The sequence below is a fragment of the Paenibacillus sp. FSL M7-0896 genome, from assembly GCF_037975415.1.
Classification (GTDB): Bacteria; Bacillota; Bacilli; order Paenibacillales; family Paenibacillaceae; genus Paenibacillus_AQ; species Paenibacillus_AQ silagei.
Genome location: NZ_CP150250.1, coordinates 342,133 through 365,497, shown reverse-complemented (window position 1 = coordinate 365,497; position 23,365 = coordinate 342,133). Strand labels below are relative to the sequence as shown.

The 23,365-nt window shown below is 54.5% G+C and carries 15 protein-coding genes and 1 pseudogene; 3 read left to right on the top strand and 13 right to left on the bottom strand.

The genetic code is table 11. The annotated features are described in order from the left end of the window. Positions 1 to 387 precede the first annotated feature (387 nt). On the bottom strand, positions 388 to 4,674 hold the full coding sequence (locus tag MKY12_RS01565) for an acyl-CoA dehydratase activase-related protein (protein WP_339312638.1): 4,287 nt from the start codon (positions 4,672 to 4,674) through the stop codon (positions 388 to 390). Between the two features lie 120 nt (positions 4,675 to 4,794). Next, positions 4,795 to 5,256: a thioredoxin-dependent thiol peroxidase gene (gene bcp / locus MKY12_RS01560; RefSeq protein ID WP_339312636.1), complete on the bottom strand. Its 462-nt coding sequence runs from the start codon at positions 5,254 to 5,256 to the stop codon at positions 4,795 to 4,797. 102 nt (positions 5,257 to 5,358) lie between these two features. On the opposite strand from bcp, the gene MKY12_RS01555 reads away from it, so the two are divergent. After that, positions 5,359 to 6,417, top strand: coding sequence for an LCP family protein (locus MKY12_RS01555; protein WP_339312635.1), 1,059 nt, complete (start codon positions 5,359 to 5,361; stop codon positions 6,415 to 6,417). Positions 6,418 to 6,522: 105 nt separating this feature from the next. Then, positions 6,523 to 7,839: a glutamate-1-semialdehyde 2,1-aminomutase gene (locus MKY12_RS01550; protein ID WP_339312634.1), complete on the top strand. Its 1,317-nt coding sequence runs from the start codon at positions 6,523 to 6,525 to the stop codon at positions 7,837 to 7,839. 79 nt (positions 7,840 to 7,918) lie between these two features. On the opposite strand, the gene MKY12_RS01545 is transcribed toward MKY12_RS01550, so the two are convergent. The 9 genes from MKY12_RS01545 to MKY12_RS01505 form a co-directional block, all read right to left on the bottom strand. Continuing rightward, positions 7,919 to 8,620 carry a PBECR4 domain-containing protein gene (locus MKY12_RS01545; RefSeq protein WP_339312632.1) on the bottom strand — a complete coding sequence of 234 codons (702 nt, stop codon included), beginning with the start codon at positions 8,618 to 8,620 and terminating at the stop codon, positions 7,919 to 7,921. Between the two features lie 507 nt (positions 8,621 to 9,127). Continuing rightward, positions 9,128 to 9,691 (bottom strand): peptide deformylase, encoded by a 564-nt coding sequence (def, locus tag MKY12_RS01540; RefSeq protein ID WP_339314740.1) that lies wholly within the window; start codon positions 9,689 to 9,691, stop codon positions 9,128 to 9,130. 104 nt (positions 9,692 to 9,795) lie between these two features. Beyond that, positions 9,796 to 11,088, bottom strand: a complete 1,293-nt coding sequence (locus MKY12_RS01535; RefSeq protein WP_339312631.1) for a stalk domain-containing protein — start codon at positions 11,086 to 11,088, stop codon at positions 9,796 to 9,798. 165 nt (positions 11,089 to 11,253) lie between these two features. After that, positions 11,254 to 11,544: a hypothetical protein gene (locus tag MKY12_RS01530; RefSeq protein ID WP_339312629.1), complete on the bottom strand. Its 291-nt coding sequence runs from the start codon at positions 11,542 to 11,544 to the stop codon at positions 11,254 to 11,256. 16 nt (positions 11,545 to 11,560) lie between these two features. Beyond that, complete coding sequence (locus tag MKY12_RS01525) at positions 11,561 to 12,448, bottom strand: inositol monophosphatase family protein (protein ID WP_036723796.1); 888 nt, start codon at positions 12,446 to 12,448, stop codon at positions 11,561 to 11,563. Between the two features lie 180 nt (positions 12,449 to 12,628). Next, positions 12,629 to 13,636, bottom strand: a complete 1,008-nt coding sequence (gene uvsE / locus MKY12_RS01520; RefSeq protein ID WP_339312627.1) for a UV DNA damage repair endonuclease UvsE — start codon at positions 13,634 to 13,636, stop codon at positions 12,629 to 12,631. Further along, the gene (locus MKY12_RS01515; RefSeq protein ID WP_036723794.1) at positions 13,633 to 13,950 is read right to left on the bottom strand and encodes a hypothetical protein; all 318 of its coding nucleotides are present in this window, start codon (positions 13,948 to 13,950) and stop codon (positions 13,633 to 13,635) included. The genes uvsE and MKY12_RS01515 overlap by 4 nt, the downstream gene beginning before the upstream one ends. Before the next feature lie 47 nt (positions 13,951 to 13,997). After that, positions 13,998 to 15,089, bottom strand: coding sequence for a D-alanine--D-alanine ligase (locus MKY12_RS01510; RefSeq protein ID WP_209877841.1), 1,092 nt, complete (start codon positions 15,087 to 15,089; stop codon positions 13,998 to 14,000). 19 nt (positions 15,090 to 15,108) lie between these two features. After that, positions 15,109 to 16,137 carry an amidase domain-containing protein gene (locus tag MKY12_RS01505; protein WP_339312624.1) on the bottom strand — a complete coding sequence of 343 codons (1,029 nt, stop codon included), beginning with the start codon at positions 16,135 to 16,137 and terminating at the stop codon, positions 15,109 to 15,111. Between the two features lie 309 nt (positions 16,138 to 16,446). Here MKY12_RS01505 and acnA point away from each other — a divergent pair, with 309 nt between their 5' ends. After that, the gene (gene acnA / locus MKY12_RS01500) at positions 16,447 to 19,191 is read left to right on the top strand and encodes an aconitate hydratase AcnA (protein ID WP_339312623.1); all 2,745 of its coding nucleotides are present in this window, start codon (positions 16,447 to 16,449) and stop codon (positions 19,189 to 19,191) included. 94 nt (positions 19,192 to 19,285) lie between these two features. On the opposite strand, the gene MKY12_RS01495 is transcribed toward acnA, so the two are convergent. Both MKY12_RS01495 and MKY12_RS01490 read right to left on the bottom strand, forming a co-directional pair. Next, a complete protein-coding gene (locus tag MKY12_RS01495; RefSeq protein WP_339312622.1) occupies positions 19,286 to 20,305 on the bottom strand; it encodes an ABC transporter substrate-binding protein in 1,020 nt (339 codons plus the stop codon). Positions 20,306 to 20,982: 677 nt separating this feature from the next. After that, positions 20,983 to 21,189 (bottom strand): annotated as a pseudogene (locus MKY12_RS01490) (helix-turn-helix transcriptional regulator); the annotation flags it as partial. Positions 21,190 to 23,365: the final 2,176 nt, after the last annotated feature.

Below are 23,365 nucleotides of genomic sequence, written 5' to 3'. Positions count from 1 at the left end.
GACTACATTTGGCCCACATGCTCCATATAGTCGGTTTTTCGACTACATTTGGCCCACGTGCTCCGCGCCTGCTTCATGTAGTCGGTTTTCCGACTACATTCGGCCCACATGCTCCGTGCCTGCTCCATGTAGTCGGTTTTTCGACTACATTTGACCCATGTGCTCCGCGCCTGCTCCATGTAGTCGGTTTTTCGACTACATTTGGCCCACGTGCTCCATGTAGTCGGTTTTTCGACTACATTCTCTCCACTTGCCTCCTGCGGGCCCCATGTGTTCGGTTCTCCGCACACATGGGGGTTGAGCCCTGGAAGGCAAACAAGCGGACCGGAGTTTCCTCCGGTCCGCTCTTCATCTATTCAACCGCTGCTTATCCGCAGTCGGCTTGCTCTACCCCTGACAGCCCACACTACCGGCCATGACTGGCACCAGCTGTGCCAGATCGTCCGCTGACGGCTGGGTACCGGCGGCGAGGCCGCTGGCAATCGACATCATCAGCTTGATCCGGTTGGCCTGATTGACCACGCTGACTCCGGCATCATAATCAATGGCGACGATGTTCGCACCAGGATATAGATCCTTAAGCCCTTTAATCATCCCGCGCCCGGTAATATGGTTCGGCAGGCAGGCAAACGGCTGAATGCAGGCAATATTGTTCACGCCGTTATCCAATAGATCCATCATCTCAGCCGTCAGGAACCAGCCTTCGCCCATCTGGTTGCCGACCGACACGAGGCGGCTTGCCTTCTCGGCCAGACCGTAGATATTCTCCCGGCCTTTGGATAGTCCAGCCTGCTCCAGCGCTACCTTGACCGGCTTGCGGTAGATTTCAAGATAGGAGATCAGCATGGGATTGATATAGCCCAGCCGCTTGCTTTTGCCGAATTGCTCGGCCTTGTAGATCGGATTGTAGACACAATAGAAAATAAAGTCCAGGAAATCAGGCATCACAGCCTCTCCGCCCTCCGCCTCAATCATGTCGATGATATGATTGTTGGCATCCGGATGGAATTTAATTAGAATCTCCCCGACAATGCCCACCTTGGGCTTATCCGCTGAGATAACTGGCAGCCGCGAGAACCCGGCAACAATCTCACGGGTCAGCCGCTTGTATTCGCGGAACGAGAAGTTCGACAAGCTGCCCTTGCAGCGTCCCATTCCTTGGCGGAATAAGGCCTCTGTGCTTCCCGGCACCGCTTCATACGGTCTGAAGCGGTGCAGCAGGCGCATCATTAGATCTCCGTAGCAGGCTGCGGCGATCAGGCGGTTCGCCAGCTTCAGGCTGATGCGGAAGCCCGGCTGGTTCTCCATCCCGGAGGCATTCAGGGAGATCACCGGGATCTGCCCCAGATCGGCATCCTTCAGCGCCTTGCGCAGCAGAGAGATGTAGTTCGTCGCCCGGCAGCCGCCGCCGGTCTGCGACATGATTACAGCCGTCCGGTCCGGGTCATAATCGCCGCTCTTCAGTGCCGACAGCATCTGCCCGATCGTTACAATCGCCGGATAACAGGCATCATTGTTGACGTACCGGAGGCCTTCCTCCGTCTCCTGCGGACCGGTCGATTCCAGAATTTTCAGCCGGTAGCCCGCATCCTGGAAGACCCGTTCGAACAGTTCGAAATGAATCGGCGACATCTGCGGGGCAAGGATGGTATAGGTATCCTTCATTTCTTTGGTGAACGGCACATTGGCTTGCGGCTTGTAGAGCAGCTGCGGCTTAACCTCACCTCTCTCGCGCTCACGCATTGCGGCCTGGAGCGAACGCAGGCGAATCCGCGCGGCTCCGAGATTGCTGATTTCATCGATTTTGATGAGCGTATAGACCTTGTTGTGACGCTCCATAATCTCCTGAACCGCATCGCAGGTAATCGCATCGATCCCGCAGCCGAAGGAGGTGAGCTGGACCAGCTCCAGATCACTTCTCCCCGCTGCCAGCCGGGCCGCACGGTACATCCGCGCATGGTAGGTCCACTGGTTCACTACGCCAACATCCCCTTCGCTGCGGTCCAGATGGCAGATCGAATCCTCGGTCAGCACCGCAAGCCCCATACCGGTAATCATATCGGCAATCCCTTGGTTGATCTCAGGGTCGGCATGATACGGATGTCCGCAGAGCAGAATCCCCTTCGTGCCTGTCTCCGTGAGGAAGACCAGCGTCTCCTCGCCCTTGGTGCGCACATCGTTCTTCGCCTGCTCCGCTTCCGCCAGTCCCGCCTGGACAGCAGCCGCAATCTCCTCCTTAGGCACCTCGGCGAAGGTTCGCGCCAGCACCCGGGTCAGCGCCGGAATATCGTCGAAGGTCAGGAACGGGCTGACCAGCGGAACCCCCTGCTCCTTCAGTCCGTCCATATTATTGCGGATCACCTCGGGGTAGGAGGCAACCACCGGGCAGTTGAAGTGATTCTGCGCCGCATCATCCTCCTTCTTCTCATACACCACCGCCGGGTAAAAGATGAAGTCCACGCCCTGGCCGATCAGCTGCTGTACATGCCCGTGGGCCATTTTGGCCGGATAGCAGATGGATTCCGAAGGAATGGTATCCATTCCGCTCTCATACAGCTTCTTACTAGACTTCGGAGACAGCACGGTCCGGTAGCGCAGCGAGGTGAAAAAGGTATGCCAGAACGGGTAATTCTCGAACATATTCATTGTGCGAGGAAGTCCAACCGTTCCCCGGAGCGCTGCCACTTCAGGCAGGCCCTCATACACGAAGAACCGCTCATATTTATATTGCATCAGGTTCGGCAGCGTGTTCTTCTCTTTCTTGCCGCCTGCGCCGCGTTCACAGCGGTTCCCCGTCACATGGAAGCTCTTGTCCGGGAACCGGCTGATGGTCAGCGCACAGTTGTTGGCACAGCGACTGCAGCGGCCTGGAGCGACTGAATACTGGAAGCCCTCCAGCTCCTCCGGTCCGAGAATCGTGCTGATTCCTTCCGGGGCCGCCTGTTCTCTGGCTATCAGCGCACAGCCGTAAGCGCCCATCACGCCGGCGATATCAGGTCTGACTACCGTTCTTCCGGTCAGCAGCTCAAAAGCCCGCAGGACGGCTTCATTGTAGAAGGTGCCGCCCTGGACGATAATATTCCGGCCCAAATCCTCGGGATTACGGATCTTGATCACCTTTTGCAGCGCATTCTTCACCACGGAATAGGCCAGCCCGGCCGAGAGATCAGCAAGGGAAGCCCCTTCCTTCTGGACCTGCTTCACCTTGGAATTCATGAATACAGTACAGCGCGAGCCGAGATTCACCGGTCCCTTCGATTCGAGTGCCGCAGCGGCGAACTCCTCTATGCCAAGCTCCAGTGCGGAAGCGAAGCTCTCCAGGAAGGAGCCGCAGCCCGCCGAGCAGGCCTCATTAAGCATCAGGCTGTCGATCGCTCCCCCGCGGATCTTGATGCACTTCATGTCCTGTCCGCCGATATCGAGGATGAAGTCGACCTCCGGCATGAACCGGGAGGCTGCCTTGTAATGGGCCACCGTCTCTACTTCTCCGCCATCCATCCGCAGCGCCGCCTTGACCAGACCCTCTCCATAACCGGTTGCGTAAGCTCCCGCAATGTAGCAGCCTGAGGGCAGAATCCGGTAGAGCTCCTTCAGCGCGTCCGTAACCGAGTGCAGAGGATTGCCTCCATTGCTCCCGTAAAAGGTATGCAGAATCTCATCCGCCGCTCCGGTAACCACCAGCTTGGTCGTGGTAGAGCCGGCATCAATGCCCAGATAGACCGGCCCCCGGTAGGCAGCCAGCGCGGAACGCGGTGCTGTAGCCTGACTGTGACGAAGTCTGAACTGTGCCAGATCATCCGGCGCTCTGAACAGCGGCGCCAGCTCTGCATCCTCCGCGCGGTCCTGCGAGAAGTCTACAGCCATGATCCGGGCGATCCAGCTGCTGAGCGGCAGGAATACGGGATCTGACCCGGCAAGCGCCGAACCGATGGCGACGAAGTATTGCGAGTGCTCCGGGAACAGCACCTCCTCCTCCTTCAGTCCAAGCGTCTCAGTGAACCGGTCCCGCAGAGCGGACAGGAAGGTCAACGGTCCCCCGAGAAAAGCAACACGCCCACGGATCGGCCGTCCGCAGGCCAAGCCGCTGATCGTCTGGTTCACGATGCTCTGGAAGATCGATGCCGCCACATCCTCACGCCGCGCCCCTTCATTCAGCAGCGGCTGCACATCGCTCTTGGCAAATACCCCGCAGCGCGAAGCGATGGGATAGATCCGCTCATGCTTCACCGCAAGCGCATTCAGACCCGCAGGGTCCGTCTGCAGCAGAGAGGCCATCTGATCGATGAATGCGCCTGTACCGCCTGCACAGGCTGTGTTCATCCGCTGCTCGATGCCGCCGCTGAGGTAGATGATTTTGGCATCCTCTCCGCCCAGCTCAATCGCGGTATCACATTCCGGAATCCGTCCGCTGATCGCCCTCGTGCAGGCAATGACCTCCTGGACAAACGGAATCTCCCCGAGCTTGGACAGGGACAACCCGGAGGAGCCGCTTACGGTGAGCGCCGCTTCACTGCCGGGGAACCTATGCTGCACCTCTGAGAGTAGAGTAACCGCCGCTTTTTTTATATCACTGAAATGACGCACATAATCCTGATATATAATGATATCCCGTTCCATAACCACCAATTTGGCTGTAGTTGATCCGACGTCAAGCCCAATACGCAGTCTCTTCATGCCATCCCCCATACCTTGCTCCAAATTTGAAGTAATATGAGGCAACTATATCACGAGTGAGCCTGACTATAGCTGTTAGAAAAGTAACAGACAAATACAATTAATTCCCAGCATACTTAATTATTTCACGATTTGTTCTAATGCGGCCTCTACATGGCCCTTCACTCTGACTTTTCGCCACTCCGCTCTCAGAATTCCTTCTTCATCAATCAGAAAAGTAGAGCGCACAATCCCCATGAATTCCTTACCGTAGAGCTTCTTAAGCTGCCACACCCCGAACAATTCGCTCACCGTATGCTCCTCATCGGATAATAACGGAAAGGGCAGGCTATTCTTCGCAATAAATTTGCTGTGTGAGGGCAGCGGATCGGCACTGATTCCAAGAACAACCGCCCCATTCGCGGCAATCGTATCGTGGGCATCACGGAAATCGCAGGCCTCCTGGGTGCAGGCCGGGGTACTGTCCTTAGGATAGAAGTAGAGCAGCACCTTCCTGCCGCGGTAATCGCTCAAGCTGATGTTACCCCCTGTTGAGGCAGGGAGTGTGAAGTCCGGAACCTTGTCACCTACTGTGATACTCATTTATTATTCACTCCTCTTAATGTGGTTGTTGATTTCTGAAATTGCGTGTCTTCCCAAAAGAAATTATAATGTAGAGAATGTGAACTGGAAAGGACGAACGAAATGCCACCAAGAAAGAACCGGCACGCCAAAGCCGGCAAGTCAAAGAAGAAAACGCTGCTCTGGACTCTGGCAATCATACTCCTTTTAATTATCGGAGGTCTGGTTTACTATTTCACTGCAATTTACAATCAGCTCGATAACCTCCACAAGACAGGTGAAGATTCTCCGTTCGCCAATGTTCCTACAGCCTCGGCGGAGGCGATCAAGCCCCCTGTATGGGAAGGCACAGAGCCGGTCAATATCCTGCTCATGGGCGTGGATGCGCGCGGGGTGAAGAAGGGCGAGGTTCCTCGTTCCGACACTATGCTGGTAGCCTCACTTGATCCGGTGAAGAAGAAGTTCTATGTCTTTTCCATTCTTCGCGACACTTATGTTGACATCCCTGACCACGGTACACAGCGGATCAATGCCGCCATTACCTATGGACCCAACACGGCGATGCAGACGGTCAGCGACCTGCTCGGTATCCCGATTCAATATTATGTCTATACCGATTTCCAGGGCTTCATGAAGCTGGTGGATGCTGTAGGCGGTGTAGATTATGAGGTCGAGAAGGATATGCGTTATACCACCAAGGCGGACGGGCCTGAGTTCGATATCGATCTCAAGAAGGGCTTCCAGCACCTGGATGGCAAAATGGCTCTGCAGTATGTGCGCTTCCGTCATGACGCGACCTCCGATTTCACCCGGACAGAGCGCCAGCGCGGCTTCCTTAAGGCTGTAGCAGATAAGGTGATCAGCACCACCTCCATTATCAAGCTGCCGACCATTCTTGGTGAGGTTACGCCTTATATTGACACGAATCTTGATATTAGCGACATGTGGAAGCTCGGCGCTGTAGGCTATGACAGCTCTATGGGCGGCAGTGCGCAGATCCCGCCGATGCACCTGATCCGGGAGAAGACCCTCAAGGACGGCTCCCAGGTGATCGGGTTCAGCGGCGAGAAGGCACTGAAGCAGTTCGTAGAGGATACGCTCACTGCACCCGAACCATCGCCAACTCCTGGAGCAGAGGCTTCACCGGGCAGCAGCCCTTCCGCTTCACCGGGAACAAAGTAACATCCAATATAACCATGCTTGGCACACGGGGCGGGCGGACAGCGGGAATCAGCCGCGGTTCGCCCTTTCCCATGGGCGCAAGCCAAGAAGAAAGGAACATTAGCTATGAACCGCAGCACATCAGAACAGTTATACGAGGAAGCTCTCCAGCATATTGTCGGAGGCGTGAACAGCCCCTCCCGCTCCTTCAAGGCTGTGGGCGGAGGCGCCCCTGTCTTCATGAAACGCGCCGGAGGCTCACGCTTTTGGGATGAGGACGGCAATGAATATATTGATTATCTGGCCGCCTATGGCCCGATCATTACCGGACATGCCCACCCGCATATCACCGCCGCTATTACTGAGGCCGCACAGAACGGACTGCTCTACGGAACGCCAACCCGGCTTGAGATCAAGCTGGCTAAGATGCTGAAGGAAGCTATTCCCTCTATGGACAAGGTACGCTTCGTCAACTCCGGTACAGAAGCCGTCATGACGACCATCCGCGTCGCCCGCGCCTACACGAAGCGCAGCAAAATCATCAAATTCGCCGGCTGTTATCACGGTCACTCTGATCTTGTGCTTGTAGCCGCAGGTTCAGGTCCATCGACGCTGGGTATCCCGGACAGCGCAGGCGTTCCGGCCAGCATCGCCCAGGAGGTCATCACCGTTCCCTTCAATGATCTGGACGCCCTGCGTGAAGCGCTGGAGCAATGGGGCCAGGATGTGGCTGCCGTGATGGTCGAGCCAATTGTCGGCAACTTCGGTATGGTTATGCCGGAGCCCGGCTTCCTGGAAGGCTTATGCAAGCTGACGCACGAGAACGGCTCCCTGGTTATCTATGATGAAGTCATTACGGCCTTCCGTTTCCACTATGGCTCCACACAGACCTATGCCGGTCTTGCTAATCATGAGGAGATCATTCCCGATCTGACTGCCCTTGGCAAAATCATCGGCGGCGGGCTGCCTATTGGCGCTTACGGCGGCCGCAAGCATGTCATGGAGCAGGTCGCTCCGCTCGGTCCTGCTTATCAGGCCGGCACGATGGCCGGTAACCCCGCCTCGATCTCGGCAGGGATCGCCTGCCTGGAGGTGCTTAGCGCGGAAGGCGTCTATGACGAGATGGAGCGGCTGGCCATCCGCCTGACCGAAGGACTTCAGGCGTCCGCTGACCGTCACGGTATTCCCCTAACCATCAACCGCATTCGTGGTGCATTCTCCACACATTTTTGCAGCCATCCCATTACGAATTATGAAGAAGCGCAGGATACCGATGGTGAAATGTTCGCCAGCTTCTTCCGGCATATGCTGAGCCGGGGCATCAACCTGGCCCCGTCCAAATATGAGGCGTGGTTCCTGACCACAGCCCACACGGATGCCGACATCGACCTCACCCTGGAGGCGGCAGAGGCTTCGTTCGCGGCTATGGCGGCGGAGAAGTAATCGATTTTGACCCTATAGGAGAACCCCTGCCTTTAAGCGGCAGGGGTTTGTTTTTAATATATGAATAATAGCCTCAACTCTAGTGCTTCCTTAATCGATTTGAACGCTTTGGTAGCTGACAAGCTGCTCTTCTGACTTTTGGTCGGATTGGAGAAGAATATCGCGGATAAATGTTCCGACTGGTGATAGAAACAACAGTGCTTGGCGGGTCGGCAAATTTATTAGTAGGCCGAGAAACTTTGACACGCTCAATTAAAAAGGTCTCAGGATAGTACCATCTTCCGTGGTCACACTTGCTGATTCCAATTTGGATGTATGTATTGTCTGCAACATGCAAATTATAAATAATAATTTCAGAAGGAATTCGGGTTGAACCTGAAGGAACAAACTTGATTGCTAATGAGCCAACTCGGAGAAGTTCAGGCAAGTAATAAAAAAACAACATCTTGTCTTTCATCGGGTCCAACGAAACTCCATACGCACGTATAATTGCTTTGCTTGACCGCCCTTCACGAATCGCATTCCAACCGGCCATTCCCTTGTATTCATTCTTCACTTCCCGGCTGAGCCTTCGCGCCTGTTCAACAGTTTTTTTAAGGCCAAGTAAATGGCAGAATGCCTCTAAATTGAACTTCAATATTATTATTTCACCGCTTGCTAGACCAAATTCAAAGACATTTGGATATAGATGTTGGTAATATAAATCGCTTAGCGGCAGTAATTCGACATCCGTAAATGATGGTTTCGATTGAAGTGCGATAAGAGCTGCGGCAGTTAGCAATGATGTTCCCCCTAGAACTATTTTCTTAATAACAAAAATGCCCTGATGAGAAAGACATCAGAGCAATACATTATTATTAAAGGTAGCCGATTGGTGGTATTCCAGGATTTTATAAGACCCTCCCGCAGGGTACCGGACGCTACCATGTCCAGCTCGCTTCAAGCGACATACTTATATGATATTCCGTGAAACCAAGAATGATGATTACGTGGTAGCCGATTGGTGATATTCCAGGATTTTGTGAGACCCTCCCGCAGGGTACCGGACGCTACCGTGTCCAGCATGTATCTAAGAATGAGATACAACTTAATATTACTATACCCACTTTACATGATATTAGCACGGATTTCAATGAAATAATTTGTAAAAATACCCCAGATAAAATCACTGCTTATCATTCTCCCGCCATCCATACACAAACAACGCTGCCACCGTAAGCGGGGTCACCAGCCGTACGGCAAGCGGGATGCTCCCGCCCGTGAAGGCGACAACTACATAGCTTAATGTCTACTTGCTCTTCTGCTCATACAGGCTGCGGATCTCCACATCCTGCGGAAGCTTGAACGGGTTCTGCGGATTGATCCGGTCATAGAACATCGTTCCGTCCAGGTGATCCATCTCATGCTGGATGATGATCGCCTGATAGCCTTTGAATTTCTGGGTTACCACCTCGCCGTTCAGATCGAAGCCCCTGACCTTCACAGATTCATAACGCGGTACGAAGCCGTGCACCGGCCGGTCCACAGACAGGCAGCCCTCGCTCTCCGGCAGATAGACCATCGCCAATGAATGGCTGATAATCTTGGGATTCACCCAGGTATATTCCACATTCTTGCCATTATCGTCCTTCAAAAACATGACAAACATCCGCTTCGTTATTCCGATCTGGTTAGCGGATAAGCCTACCCCTGAACGCAGCTTATACTTGGCAGACATTTCGGCATCCTGACTGTTCTTCAGGAACTGCATCATGCTCTGCAGTACACCACGGTCTTCTGCCTGCAGCGGCAGCTGTACGGGTTCCGCTACCGTACGCAGGACAGGGTCGCCTTCCCGTATGATATCCTCCATCGTGATGATGTAATCAGCATTATACTTTGTACTAGACAACTGGGTTCATCCACCTTTTCCACTACGGGACTGATTTGATGATGCTATGGTTAGATTATGCGCGATTAAGGATTAATGAAAGCTGTCCGCAGCTTGCTGCTGTAATTCACATCGAAGCCCAGTCCGGTAGCGAGTGCGGCGAGCGGAAGATAGGTTTTATCCTCTTTGCCAACCTTATGCAGAAAAGCTGGAGTATCAATCGCTACATCCGCACCGTTCACCTTAATGGTCTTCGAGCCGATCGTAATAACCACCGTTCTTCCTCCGTAAATTACAGTCGCACTAGAGGTTTTGTTATCCCATTTGCCCTCCGCACCCACTGCATTCAGAATATCCTTCAGCGCCAGAAAGTTCTGCCCGTTCTTCAAAATGGGCTTATTGGGGGTATTCAGTTCCTTCCCCTTCACCACGATGGACATCGGCGCTGTCTCTGAAGCCATCGCCGTTACTGCCGGCGTACGGTATTCCCCCCATTGCATTTCAGCGAATACAGTGGCAATCCGTTCATATCCAAGCTGCGTAGGATGGAAGTCTGCCGCCCCGGCTCCGATGATATGAGTTAGCGATCCCTCTACCCCGGCGAACTTTGCGGCTACATGAGCTACCTTAAGCGGAGCGCCTGCCTGGTTCAGGTTAGCCGCGATATTCTCAGCCGCGATGGTGAACTGTGCAGCCGCATTCATCAGCTTGTCATACGAAGCCCCCAGGGCGATTTTCGGAGCAGGCTGATACTGGTCGGCCAGCAGAATGGTTGCCTGCGGATTCACTTCCCGGATATTCTTCAGCAGCGCTGTTACATTACTGCTGTATTCGGTCAGACGCTCCGCAAGCTGGGAAGCGAAATCGGCATCGGTCAGCGTCTTGTAATTCAAGAACAGGCTGCTGACATCATTACCGCCGATGGTAATGGTAATCAGATCCGCCGCAGCGAGCTCCGTTCTAATCTGCGGGGCCAGCGCAGCAAATTGCAAGGTACGCGGATCAGACAGCCCCGGCTGAATGGCCTCCGGCGTAATTACCGCGCTGTCCTTAATCGCTCCGGTATATTGAAGGAGTCCCGCTGTCTTAAGGCCCAAAATGCCATAATTCTTAAGCTCACTTCTGCCGCGGTACCAGCCCTGCTCCAGTAATCGCTCAGCGTATCCGTACGGCTTCACGGAGGGATCAGTCATCCCCGGCTCATACCCGGCAGTAATAGAATCTCCAAGTGCCACGATGCGAAAGACATCCTGCTCCGTTCCTTGCGCCACGGCTGCTGCAGCGGCATCCGCCGGACCTGCATGCACATTGATTAATACGGTGAACAACAGCAGTCCGCTAGCAGAAGCTGATATTAACCTTCTCCATGTCTTCAGCATCGTATTCCTCCTAAATTAGTATAATTCTATTCTAACATCCCGCCCAGCTCCTGTGGAAACAGCTTTGCCGTCTTTTTATAGCAGATAACGTTTCAACAGCAGATCTTTGCGCAAAAGAGCGGTCTCCCGATAATTCGGAAAACCGCTCCTGTGGATAACAGCAGCTTATCGCTCTCCGCTGCCGGATTCTGAAGATTTCTTCGGTTCGCCAGTGCTGGGCGGACCGCTTGCCTGGTCTGAGCGCTTCACATATTTATCATACCGGTCATCCAGCTCATAGGCGATTTTGCGGTAACGAAGCGTCTCTTCGACTATGGGGTCAAGTGTAGTCTGTATGCGGATCTCATACTTGGGCGAAATCTGACGGATCTCCTTGGCCTGCCGGTCCGCCTGCTCCATCTCGCCGTCCTCCAGAAGCTCGCTTAGCCTCCGCTCCAGATCTTCATTCTCATTCATAACAGTGTAAGCCCTCCTACTGCTTCTTGAAGCCCGTAGCATCTGCGGCCTGCAGGGACGTAACCAGATAATCATGAATTCGTCCATTGCTTGCGACTACATGGCGTGTGCCGATATCGTAGGGATCACCCAGCGTATTCGTGACCTTGCCGCCGGATTCCAGCACCAGCAGCACCCCCGCTGCGCAGTCCCAAGGGCTCAGTCCAACCTCCCAATACCCGTCCACTCGTCCGGCAGCAACATAAGCCAGATGCAGTGCCGCCGATCCTCCGGCACGAATGCCGCGGACCTGAGGCATAATCTGCTGCAGACCGGCCATATTCGCCGGCTGGGCCACCACGCGGTCCGGCGGGAAGCCCATGGCGATCAGGCTGTTGCCCGGCAGAGTCTCAGCCGATACCTTCGTAGGAATCCCGTGCATGTATGCGCCCTTCCCCTTCTCGGCCACGAACATCTCGTCCCGGATCGGATCATAGATCACGCCTACCGTAAGCTCTCCCTTAACAACCAGAGCAATCGATACACAATAGAACGGGAAGCCGTGCACGAAATTAGTCGTGCCGTCTATCGGATCGACGATCCACAGATACTCATGCTCCCGTGCTTCATCCAGCGCGGCCGTCAGTGCCTCCGCACCAGGCTCAACACCCTCCTCACCAAGGATGGCATGGTCGGGATAATGGGTCAGGATCAGCCGGCGGATCATCTGCTCCACACCCTTATCGACCTCCGTGACCAGATCCTGGGCCGATGTCTTACTGCCCAGCTCCTTCACCTGGCCTTGTCTGCTCTTGATCCATTCCCCCGCTTTGGCCGCAGCATTGATGGCTGCCGCCGTATGTCCCTTGCTTGTAACTACATAGGGCTGCCGTTCATTTCGGTTATCAGGACTTACAGGACTCATCTCTTCACTCCGCTTTCTTTGCGCATGATTGTTCTCCCGGGGACCGCTGTTTCCGCAGGATACCCTTTCTCTGCCTTAGAACATGACTGCTCAACTTTCTTTCAACGTACCTCATTTCGGCCGGTTTATCAAGTCATGACTGGTGCCGCTCACGGGCCTGGCCGGCAAGTTTTTTGCCAGTTATGGTTCTATATTCACACTCGCTCCGTTTAGTACCATAATTCCATTCCCGCCTTCCGACAGTCCCTTCATCTCCTCCATCAGACCGAACAGGGCCCCATCCTTGAGCTTCGCCTCAATCATCACATCTACGGCGGGAGTATCCGCAGCAATCCGCTTCAGAAAAGCAACCAGCGGTGCCGGCTCCACCCCATCGGCATGGCTGCGCGGATCAGACGGGCTGCGCGGGCTGGACACATGGATCTTCGGCGGCAGCTCCCCTCCGGGCGGTACATCCTTCAGTGCCAGAGGGCTTGTCCATGTCTTCAGGATCTCCGGCCACAGCTCCCAGGGAAGCTCACCTTCATTGTTGACCCATTGGTGATGGATATCCAGCACCATCGGCAGCTCCATTCTGCGGCAAACCTCCAGCGTCTCTACCGCGTTGAACGTCTTGTCGTCGTTCTCCAGCGTCATCCGCTCTCTAAGCGCAAGCGGCAACGCGGAGCATTGTACGCAGAAGCGTTCCGCAGACAGAGGCTTGTCTCCGTAAGCGCCGCCGATGTGGATATTGCTCTTAGCCGTCGCCGGCAGCCCCATCGCGTCCAGCATGTCCGTATGATGTTGCAGATCACGGATCGAGCTTGCAAGCACCTCCGGCCGCGGCGTACTCAGCACCGTGAAGTGATCCGGGTGGAAGCTGACGCGCAGCCCGTGCTTCTTCACATAGCTGCCCACCTCAGCGAATTCCTCCGCAAGAGCAGCCAGCGGATTCCAGTCCGCCAGATCAGGGTGGGTGGCCAGCGGAACCAGCTTGGAGGTGAGCCTGTAGACCTTAATATCCGATCCGACATTATGCTTCAGCAGACGGAGCGTATTATGCAGATTCATCCGGGCGATGGATTCCAGCTTACGAAGGCCCGCCTCCCGGTCGCCCAGCTTGTTGAAGCTTGCCATCGTCATCGTTTTGGAGGGAGAACAGTCAGGGATCACCGTAGACATGGCAACATAGCCGAAGCGGACAATCATCCCTCTTCCCCGAAGAACATCTCGTAGGCAAGAGCCGTCTGAACGCGCGACTCTTCCTCATTCAGCTTCCGGACCAGATCCATTTCCACCGCCGTAACCTCATTGCCCTGAAAATTGATTTCAGCAATCGACGCAGAAATTTTGACAATGGCCACCGCTACATTCTCCGGGGTATAGGCGATCACCTTCTGGCCGGTCGGATAGACACGGAAGCCCTGCTTCACCATCTTGGTACGTCCGTACTCCAGCAGCTCGTACAGCTCCTGCTCATTCTTGAACTTGCACACCGAATTGAATTCTGATTGAAACCCCATGCTTCTCTCTCCTTCCCGGCCGGAATGCTCCCGCCGATCAACGTGGTTTATTCATTATCGTACTTCAGGCCCTGTCTGAACCGGTAACGCTCCAGCGCCAGCCCGATCATACGGTCCAGCAGCGCTTTATAGGACACACCAGTCTCACGCCACAGCAGAGGATACATGCTGAACGGGGTGAAGCCTGGCATGGTATTCACTTCATTAATAAGAATCTTGCCGTCAGACTTCCGCAGGAAGAAGTCGGCCCGGGTAATTCCGCTGCCCTCAATAGCCTTGAAGGCCAATATCGCCGACTCGCGCAAGTGGTCCGCTACCTCGGGATCGACAGGTGCCGGGATCAGCATCTGTGATTTGCCGTCCGTGTATTTGGCCGCATAATCATAATATTCACCGGAAGAGACGATTTCACCCGGAACCGAGGCCTCCGGCTCCTCATTGCCGAGTACCGCCACCTCCACTTCCCGCGCATCCACGAACTCCTCAATAATCACCTTCGTGTCATAACGGAAGGCATAATCCACAGCCTTGATCAGACTTTCCTTGTCCGTGGCCTTGGAGATTCCTACGCTGGAGCCCAGGTTGGCAGGCTTGACGAATACCGGATATCCCAGCTTATCCTCCAGACCTACAATCAGCTCATGCTTGCGCTGTCTCCAGTTCGCAGCATTGAAGTAGCAGTAATCACATTGATCCAGCCCCGCCTCGCCGAACAGCTTCTTCATAACTACCTTATCCATACCCGCCGATGAAGCCAGCACCCCTGCACCGATATACGGGATATTCGCCATCTCGAACAGTCCCTGAATGGTGCCATCCTCGCCGTTCGTACCATGCAGCAGCGGGAACATGACATCTATTACCTGCTCGCCTCCGCTGAGCCCGCTGAACAAGGCATTGAGGGCCGTGCCCATGTCACCAGCCACCCCGGAGAGCTTAAGCTGCTCAATCGCGGGGAAGGGAGCCTCCAGCACTGCACCTACCTTCCATACCCCCTGCTTGGAGATATAGAACGGAATAATCTCATATTTATCGTAGTCAAAAGCGTTCATAACCGCATAAGCCGTCTGCAGCGATACCTCATGCTCTCCGGATTTGCCGCCGTACACCAGTCCTACGGTAGTTTTAGCGTTCCCCATGCCCTAACCTCTTTCTGATCTATAAATAGTCATTGATATGAAAAAAACGATATGCCGTCCGGTCCGTCCAGGCGTAGGAATCCTTGTAATCCCAGAAGCGGTGACGGCTGCTAACCGTCCGCGCATTCACCAGCGGCTGCCCGCCCGCATCAAAAGCGGTAACGATCGTGCTATGCTGATAATGCCCGTTGCCGTCCCAGTCATACTGAATAATGTCTCCCAGCTGAATCTGCTCCGGCCGCTCGACAATCTCCGCCCGCAGCCCGCTGCTACGGCTCCCGCTCAGATAACGCTGCAGGCTGTCGGAGACCGCCCAGCTGAAGCTCCACCATTCCTGGGCTCCATTATAGCCCTTGTACCACCAGCCCGTTTCTCTTTTACCAGTATAGTTGATAGGCGCTCCCCCTGCAAAGAGACATTGGGAGACATAATTCGTGCAGTCCACCTCAAAAATCTCGAACTCCGGATTCCCCTCCTTCCACCAGAGGTCGGCATAGGCTGCAGCCTTCTCCCTGCGGTACCGCACCTCCCTTACGCCGCTTGCGCCCTTCAGGACACGGCGGTTCAGCAGCGGTTGGGACGGACGCGGATCGGGCAGAACCTCCCCCCACTCCGAGAGCCGCAGTGCCGGATCTTTCTCCACCACCTTGCGCACTCCATTCCGCTCGGGTACGCGGCGCTCCACGTTCACAATCTCCCAGCCGTCTTTTTCACGTACAAAGGTCAGTCGCTCCGACTCCACCACATCCTCACGGTGTGTCATCCCGCCCTTCTCATAATAGAAGGCGCTGTGCAGCGCCACATCGGCGACCACCTCGGCAGGATTCTGCCGCACGGTCCGCAGCGTCCGCACCCCCGTCTCCCCGCGCAGCGGAGTAATGCCCCGGCGGGTGTACCACTGGGCGATCCGGCGGGAACGCGTGCGCTGTTCGTCCAGGAACCGGGGGTCCCTAATTGTGGTATGGCGCGGTTCGGCGCCAGGTGCAACCCGCCCCTTGTTCAGCTGGTCCACATAGACATAGAGACTTTTCTTCCACTGCTGCTCCATTCATCCTCCGCCCTTTCGTTCACAGATAAGAATGTATATGATGTAAGCTAAGAATATTCCTTCACGGTTTCACCGCCACAATGGCTGCTGTCCTATGTATATGAAGGATTGCTCGCACCTATACGGAAGCGGGAGCGATTTAACTGCAAGGAAGTCAGGGAGCCGGCGGTTCTATGCATCCGTGGAAACCCTGAATATACCTTACATCAAGGAGCAAAAAAAACTTTACTCCCCCCATTGTAAACGTTATACTTAAAGTATAGGAATTATGAAATGTAGTTTCACCAGATGAAACGAGGAGGCGCATATATGCCAAGCAAGGACCATTTTTCATTGGCCAAGAACCTGAAATCAGGTGGCAAAACTTATCGCTACTATCATTTGAATGCTCTGGAGGAGCAAGGTGCAGGCGACATTTCCTCCCTGCCATTCTCCATTAAGGTCTTACTCGAAGCGGCTGTCCGCCAATATGACGGACGGGCAATTACTGAAGAACATGTCAAGCAGCTGGCCAACTGGTCCGGCGGCATTGACCGCAATAAGGAAATCCCGTTCATTCCTGCACGGATTGTCCTGCAGGATTTCACCGGCGTACCTGTAGTTGTGGATCTCGCCGCTATGCGCGATACCGTTAAGAAGGCGGGCGGAGACCCGAAGAAGATCAACCCGCTTGTACCGGTTGACCTTGTTATTGACCATTCGGTTATGGTGGATGCGTTCGGAACGGCCGATGCCCTTGAATATAATATGAACGTAGAATTTGAGCGTAATGAGGAGCGCTACCGCTTCCTGCGCTGGGCACAGACCGCCTTCAATAATTTCCGTGCGGTTCCTCCGGCAACCGGAATTGTGCATCAGGTGAATCTGGAATATCTGGCTTCTGTTGCGGCCACTAAGACCATTGACGGAGAGACGGTTGTCTACCCGGATTCCCTGGTCGGAACGGACTCCCATACTACAATGATTAACGGCCTTGGCGTAGTAGGCTGGGGCGTCGGCGGAATTGAGGCTGAAGCAGGAATGCTTGGACAGCCGCTGTATTTCGTTACCCCGGATGTCGTTGGCTTCAAGCTGACCGGCAGTCTGATGGAAGGCGCTACAGCTACCGATCTGGCCCTTACCGTTACCCAAATGCTGCGCAAGAAAGGCGTGGTCGGCAAGTTCGTCGAATTCTACGGTCCGGGTCTGGCGAACATCAGTCTGGCAGACCGGGCGACAGTAGCCAACATGGCTCCTGAATACGGCGCAACCGTCGGCTTCTTCCCAGTAGATGAGGAGACACTGGCCTATCTGCGCAGCACCGGACGCCCGGATGAGCTGGTAGAGCTGGTAGGGGATTATTATAAGGCGCAGGGCATGTTCCGTACCGCAGAGACACCGGACCCGACATTCAGCGATGTCATTGAGCTGGATCTGGCTTCTGTGGTTCCCAGCCTGGCCGGACCGAAGCGTCCGCAGGACCGGGTAGAGCTTACCCATATGAAGGAGAATTTCGAAGGCATTATCCGTACACCTGTCGACAAGGGCGGCTATGGCCTCAGCGACGAGAAGATTGCCGAAGAAGTTGAGATTCAGCACAAGAACGGAAGCACTAGCAAGCTCTCTACAGGAGCGGTAGTCATTGCAGCCATCACGAGCTGTACGAACACCTCTAACCCGAGCGTAATGCTGGGCGCAGGACTGCTTGCCAAGAAGGCTGTAGAACGCGGGCTGACCAAACCGGGCTATGTCAAAAGCAGCCTGACTCCCGGATCGTTGGTCGTTACGGAATATCTGCAAAAGGCAGATCTGCTGAAGCCGCTGGAAGCGCTCGGCTTCTACCTGGCCGGCTACGGCTGCGCTACCTGTATCGGCAACTCCGGTCCGCTGCCGGATGAAGTCAGCGAAGCCATTACAGAGCATGATATGACGGTTGCCGCCGTAATATCCGGGAACCGTAACTTCGAGGGCCGCGTGCATGCCCAGGTCAAAGCCAACTATCTGGCTTCACCGCCGCTGGTTGTCGCCTACGCACTGGCCGGCACGGTGAATATTGACCTGAAGACCGAGCCGCTGGGCTATGACCCGCAGGGTGAGCCTGTCTTCCTGGCCGATATCTGGCCGACTACAGCCGAGATCCGCGAAGCCGTAGCGCTCTCGCTCAGTCCGGAAATGTTCCGCAGCAAATACGAGAATGTATTCACAGCCAATGAACGCTGGAATAACATTCCGGTACCGGAAGGCGAGCTGTATGAGTGGGATAACAACTCTACCTACATTCAGAATCCGCCATTCTTCGAGCACCTGGCTGACGGTATCTCTGACATTAAGGATATCAAGAGCTCCCGTGTGCTTGCCCTGCTTGGCGATTCGGTCACTACCGACCATATCTCGCCAGCCGGGAATATCTCCACTTCCGGTCCAGCCGGAGAATATCTGCGCGGCCATGGCGTGGAACGCGCTGACTTCAACTCCTACGGCTCGCGCCGCGGGAATCATGAGGTGATGATGCGCGGTACCTTCGCCAACATCCGTATCCGCAACGCAGTGGCTCCTGGAACAGAAGGCGGCGTAACCACCTTCCTGCCGAGCGATGAGGTCATGTCGATCTATGACGCCTCCATGCTGTACCAGTCGGCCGGACAGAACCTGATCGTTATCGCCGGTAAAGAATACGGCACAGGCAGCTCCCGCGACTGGGCTGCTAAGGGAACACTCCTCCTCGGAGTCAAAGCCGTCATCGCTGAGAGCTTCGAGCGGATTCACCGCAGCAATCTCGTCGGCATGGGCGTGCTGCCGCTGCAGTTCCAGGAAGGCCATGGCTGGAGCAGCATGGGGCTGACCGGACGCGAGACCTTCGACATTACCGGTCTTGACAACCATGTCCTTCCCGGACAGGAGCTGACAGTCACTGCTACCCGTGAAGACGGCACCCAGTTCGACTTCCCGGTCATTGCCCGTCTCGATAGTACCGTAGACATCGACTACTACCGCAATGGCGGTATTCTGCAGACAGTCCTCCGCCAGATGCTGGCAGATGCTACAGCTTCGGAAGCGGCTCAGCCGGTAGAATAATTCGGCTTCATAAGGCTAGATCATTATACAAGCTGCGCCGGTATCAGATTTCAGTCTGATACCGGCGCAGCTTTTTGTCTTTTTCAGGAATGCCCTATTTGACTGACAGCAGGCTGGTCGTAATGAAATCCAGCTGTTTCTCCAGAGAGATCGGGTCATTGTACGTATCGGCAGCAGGGTTCAACTGGAATACATTCCCTGCCTTGACCGCCGTAAGCCCCTTCCACAGCGGATTGTCATAGACAATCTTCGGGTCTGTAGTATCCCCTGACCACGGGCAGGTGAAGATAATGTCTCCGGCAAAGTCCGGCAGCTTCTCCAGGGAGATGGAGGCCCAGCCAGTCCCGCTGTCGATTGCCTCCTTCTGCGCTTCTGCGGGAGCCTTCAGCCCGAACTCCCCGTACAGAATCTCACCGCCCCGGCCATAGTTATGCCCAAAAACATACAGCCCCTTGGCATATGGATTCAGGATAGATACCGTCTTATTGCCAACAGCAGCCTGTACCTGCGGCTTCAGCTCAGCAATGCGGGCCTCCCACTGGGCGATCCAGGCCTTAGCTTCATCATTCTTGTTCACCAGCTTGCCGTAGTCGAGCATCTGATCCTTATAATTCTTGGCGCCATACTGAATCTGTACCACAGGCGCAATTTCCTTCAGCTTATCGATGCCTTCTGTGCCGGTATACACAATAATCAGGTCAGGGTCCAGGGACAGGATATTCTCCGGGGTGACATCGTCACCAAGCCCTTCTGCACCTTCAAGCATGTCTGCAAGATAGGGACTATCCTTGGCTCCTTGCATGACTCCTACCGGCTTCACACCCAGCGCCAGAAGATATCCTGTATAAAAGGCTGTAGTATCCACGATTCTCTGCGGATTCTTAGGCACTTGAACCTCACCGGCGCTATCCTGGAAAGTAACCATCTCTGCTTCAGCGGAGGGTTTATCAGTAGCCGGAGCAGCAGAGGGTGCTTCAGAAGCTGCAGGTGCAGGAGCATTCGCTGCCGCCCCGGAGCCAGAGCCGGAATTACCCGATGAACCGCAGGCTGCCAGCAGGACAGCCATGACGAGAGTAAAGACAATCAGGACAAGACTTTGTTTAGAGTATCGCAAGATAATCCCCCTATGTATATATGATATTGATAATCATTATCATTAGTAATATATCACAGAGTAGGCAGGCTGACAACTCTCCGGGAACTCTTTTGTAGCCGGTTTTCGCATACGTTTTGAAGTGTTTCTTCCATCCGGGCGTTGCTCCGCCTATCTCTTGCCAATTCCGGGCTTTCTCTCTCACCGGCCACTTGCTTGGAGCCGCATTGTTGCACATCTTGCAGGATTTCTCTAAAAATGTTACTGGCTGTGATACATTGTTGCATCTTTTGCAGAATTTTCGGTATTTAGAGTTAGTTAACGCTGAATTTGTTGCAGTTCGTGCAGGATTTCAGCATAGAACGCTTCTTTGGGGCAGTATTGTTGCACTTTTTGCAGGATTCCTCTTAAAATGTTACTGCCTGTGATGCATGGGGCCATTCCCTCCGCGCAGAGCACCCATTGTATTCGGTTTTTCTGTGAAAATACGTCTGGCACTGCGATAAACACACGGCCTACGCAGCGCGTCCAGTCCAATTGCGTTTGGTTTTCTGTAGAAATATGGTAAATAAATAAAAGTATAAAAATGTAATATCCAAAAAAACCGTCCTTAGTAAGGACGGCTTCGTTTCAGCGAGGAAGTAGCAAGATAGGTTATGGGCATAAGCAAATGAATAATCGTGACTCCAGGAGGGCTTTCAGGACATCTCGATACGCTCGGAATCGAATATTCTTTTGTAGACCAGTGCTATGATCTGTGAGCGGTCTGTTACGTCCATTTTATTAAAAATACGGCTCAGATGATTCTTGACGGTATGCTCGCTGATAAACAAGGCGCTGGCAATATCCTTGTTCGTCTTGCCCAGAATAATCAGCTCCAGCACTTCCTCCTCGCGCGGCGAGATTCCCCATTCCTCCTTGGGCGTCTTCAGTGCCGTACTGTTCAGCAGCTTCCCTGCCGACACGCCTCTTTTGGCGGACATCGCTTCTGAGCGGCTGCGCAAGAAGGATTGGAAGGTAGTGCGCGGCTCACTGTACAGCTCCCCGACTACATGATCATCCAGGTTGAAGCGCGAGGGGTCCAGCCACTCCAGATCCGAGTCCGCCAGCAGCTCCTTATCCGCGCCCTTGCCTGCATGATGAAGCACCAGCGCAAGCAGTTGGGCAGTGACAGAGACCGAAGGCTTATTGATCTGAAAATAGAACGAAGCAAACTGGTCCACCTGCTTCAGCAAAGAAAGCTCCTCCGGGTAGAACCCGTACCCATGCAGGAAATCCAGTCTGAACGGAGCCAGCAGAGCAGCCGTTCTCATCTGCTCTGACTCCCGCTCCGGCAGTCCTGTATAACGGGCAAGCTCATACGCCATGGCAGAAGCCTCTGCCGACAGGCGGTGCAGCTCGGGGTTACTGAGCCGGAGATAATGAAGTGTCTGCCCGGTGAAGACCCCTGCCTGCTTCATATGTCTGGCTTCCTTCTCGATCAGACGGATCGAAGTACTCGCCAGACTGGCGAGACAGCCGGTTAAGGACAGCCACTCCTCGGCTTCGCTGCGGCGTCTGAAGCCCACTGACAGAATGCCCTTGAATACCTTCTCGGCAATCAGCGGACATTCGAGCAAGACCTGCCCCTCGACCTCCCCGTTGATGATCGCAGAAGAGAGAAAGGCCTGCGAGGAGTAGCGGGACTGGAGGTCCTGGACATACGGCGCAATCTCCTCCGGCCTCCACCCCTTGGCGTAATGGGTATCCCCCGGCTGCTCCTCGAAGAATACGAGCACCGATGACGGGAAGAACGGCATGCCCATTACCATATCCAGCAGCACAGTGCCCAGCTCCTGAGTGGATGCGGCCTGCGGCAGCAGGCGGGCAGCCTCCTTCAAGCGCTGGGTGGCTTCCCTGCGCAGGGCTTCGCGCTGCACCAGCTGCTCTCCCCGTCCGGATAAGCCCAGGAGCGCAGCAACATTCTGCTCATACTGGGCATAATCCTGGATTGGACGGCTCTTCCCAAAGCCTACAGCAAGCAGCAATGCCCTCTTCCCGCTGTGAATTCTCAGCGGATAGCATGACAAATATTCCGGTTGCGTCATTGCGCGCTGAGTGAAGAATAACGATCTCGGATCTTGGGCAATGTCCTGCCAGTGCCGGGGCTCCCTGCCCAGAACTGCCTGTCCCAGGAAGCCGTCTCCCTGCTGGAACCCGGCATTCATGAGAAGTCCTGCTTCTTTGCCGGCAGAATATTTGACCTTGAACTGTCCGGCCTCCTCCTCTTGGGCAAAGGCATACAGCTCCGCATCAGAGAACATACCGGCCATCTGCTGCAGCACAACCTCTATCTTCAGGAACTCACTCTCCAGATTCGATAACAGCTGGGTAATCACCAGGCTGCGTCTCTGTTCCAGCGGCTTCACTGCGCACCCCGCCAGCAATTTGGAGAGCACATTCCCGAGCACACTCAATTTCCCCCTGATGCTGACGATGCCTTCCCGGCTAAGCTCAGGCATGGCGGCCAGTACATCCTTCAACATCTCATAGTCGGGGTGTTTCCGCATCTTGGCCTCGAACGCCTGCAGCACAAGCCCGCGAGTACCTTCTTCCATATATAAGCCGGACCATAAATAGTACGTCTGCCCATAGTCTGGAACCAGCGGACTGACCACATACTTCAGTCCGGGGACCCACTCTTCAAGTACGGCAGGATATGATAAGGGGCCCATTCTGAGCAATGCAGGCTCGAAGGGACGCTCTATGACCTGTAAAGATTTAAACATCTTCTGATAGAATATTCCGGAAAGCGTCGGGCGGGTAACCACATTCCCAGCCTGATCCGTAAGCACAAGCGCCTGGCCCGTAACAGAGCCGAACGTATCCTGGAGCTCTTGAATTTCTCCCATCAGTGAATCGGGTATAACTACTTTCATCCCATCACCTCGTGCCCCTGGATTCCTATTATTTCTTCACTCTTAATTTAGCTAATCATTACTAATGATAGTTCATTTTAACTAGATATACAATGAATGACGAAGGCTGAATAGCCTGTATGTCCTAAAGTTTTCCTTCATAGATCTGCTGCCGGAGGCCTCA

Excerpts from the sequence above, each read along its gene's own strand:
- MKY12_RS01565 (WP_339312638.1), bottom strand. The coding sequence starts at position 4,674 with ATGAAGAGACTGCGTATTGGGCTTGACGTCGGATCAACTACAGCCAAA.
- bcp (WP_339312636.1), bottom strand. The coding sequence starts at position 5,256 with ATGAGTATCACAGTAGGTGACAAGGTTCCGGACTTCACACTCCCTGCC.
- MKY12_RS01555 (WP_339312635.1), top strand. The coding sequence starts at position 5,359 with ATGCCACCAAGAAAGAACCGGCACGCCAAAGCCGGCAAGTCAAAGAAG.
- MKY12_RS01550 (WP_339312634.1), top strand. The coding sequence starts at position 6,523 with ATGAACCGCAGCACATCAGAACAGTTATACGAGGAAGCTCTCCAGCAT.
- def (WP_339314740.1), bottom strand. The coding sequence starts at position 9,691 with ATGGAGGATATCATACGGGAAGGCGACCCTGTCCTGCGTACGGTAGCG.
- MKY12_RS01535 (WP_339312631.1), bottom strand. The coding sequence starts at position 11,088 with ATGCTGAAGACATGGAGAAGGTTAATATCAGCTTCTGCTAGCGGACTG.
- MKY12_RS01530 (WP_339312629.1), bottom strand. The coding sequence starts at position 11,544 with ATGAATGAGAATGAAGATCTGGAGCGGAGGCTAAGCGAGCTTCTGGAG.
- MKY12_RS01525 (WP_036723796.1), bottom strand. The coding sequence starts at position 12,448 with ATGAGTCCTGTAAGTCCTGATAACCGAAATGAACGGCAGCCCTATGTA.
- uvsE (WP_339312627.1), bottom strand. The coding sequence starts at position 13,636 with ATGATTGTCCGCTTCGGCTATGTTGCCATGTCTACGGTGATCCCTGAC.
- MKY12_RS01515 (WP_036723794.1), bottom strand. The coding sequence starts at position 13,950 with ATGGGGTTTCAATCAGAATTCAATTCGGTGTGCAAGTTCAAGAATGAG.
- MKY12_RS01510 (WP_209877841.1), bottom strand. The coding sequence starts at position 15,089 with ATGGGGAACGCTAAAACTACCGTAGGACTGGTGTACGGCGGCAAATCC.
- MKY12_RS01505 (WP_339312624.1), bottom strand. The coding sequence starts at position 16,137 with ATGGAGCAGCAGTGGAAGAAAAGTCTCTATGTCTATGTGGACCAGCTG.
- acnA (WP_339312623.1), top strand. The coding sequence starts at position 16,447 with ATGCCAAGCAAGGACCATTTTTCATTGGCCAAGAACCTGAAATCAGGT.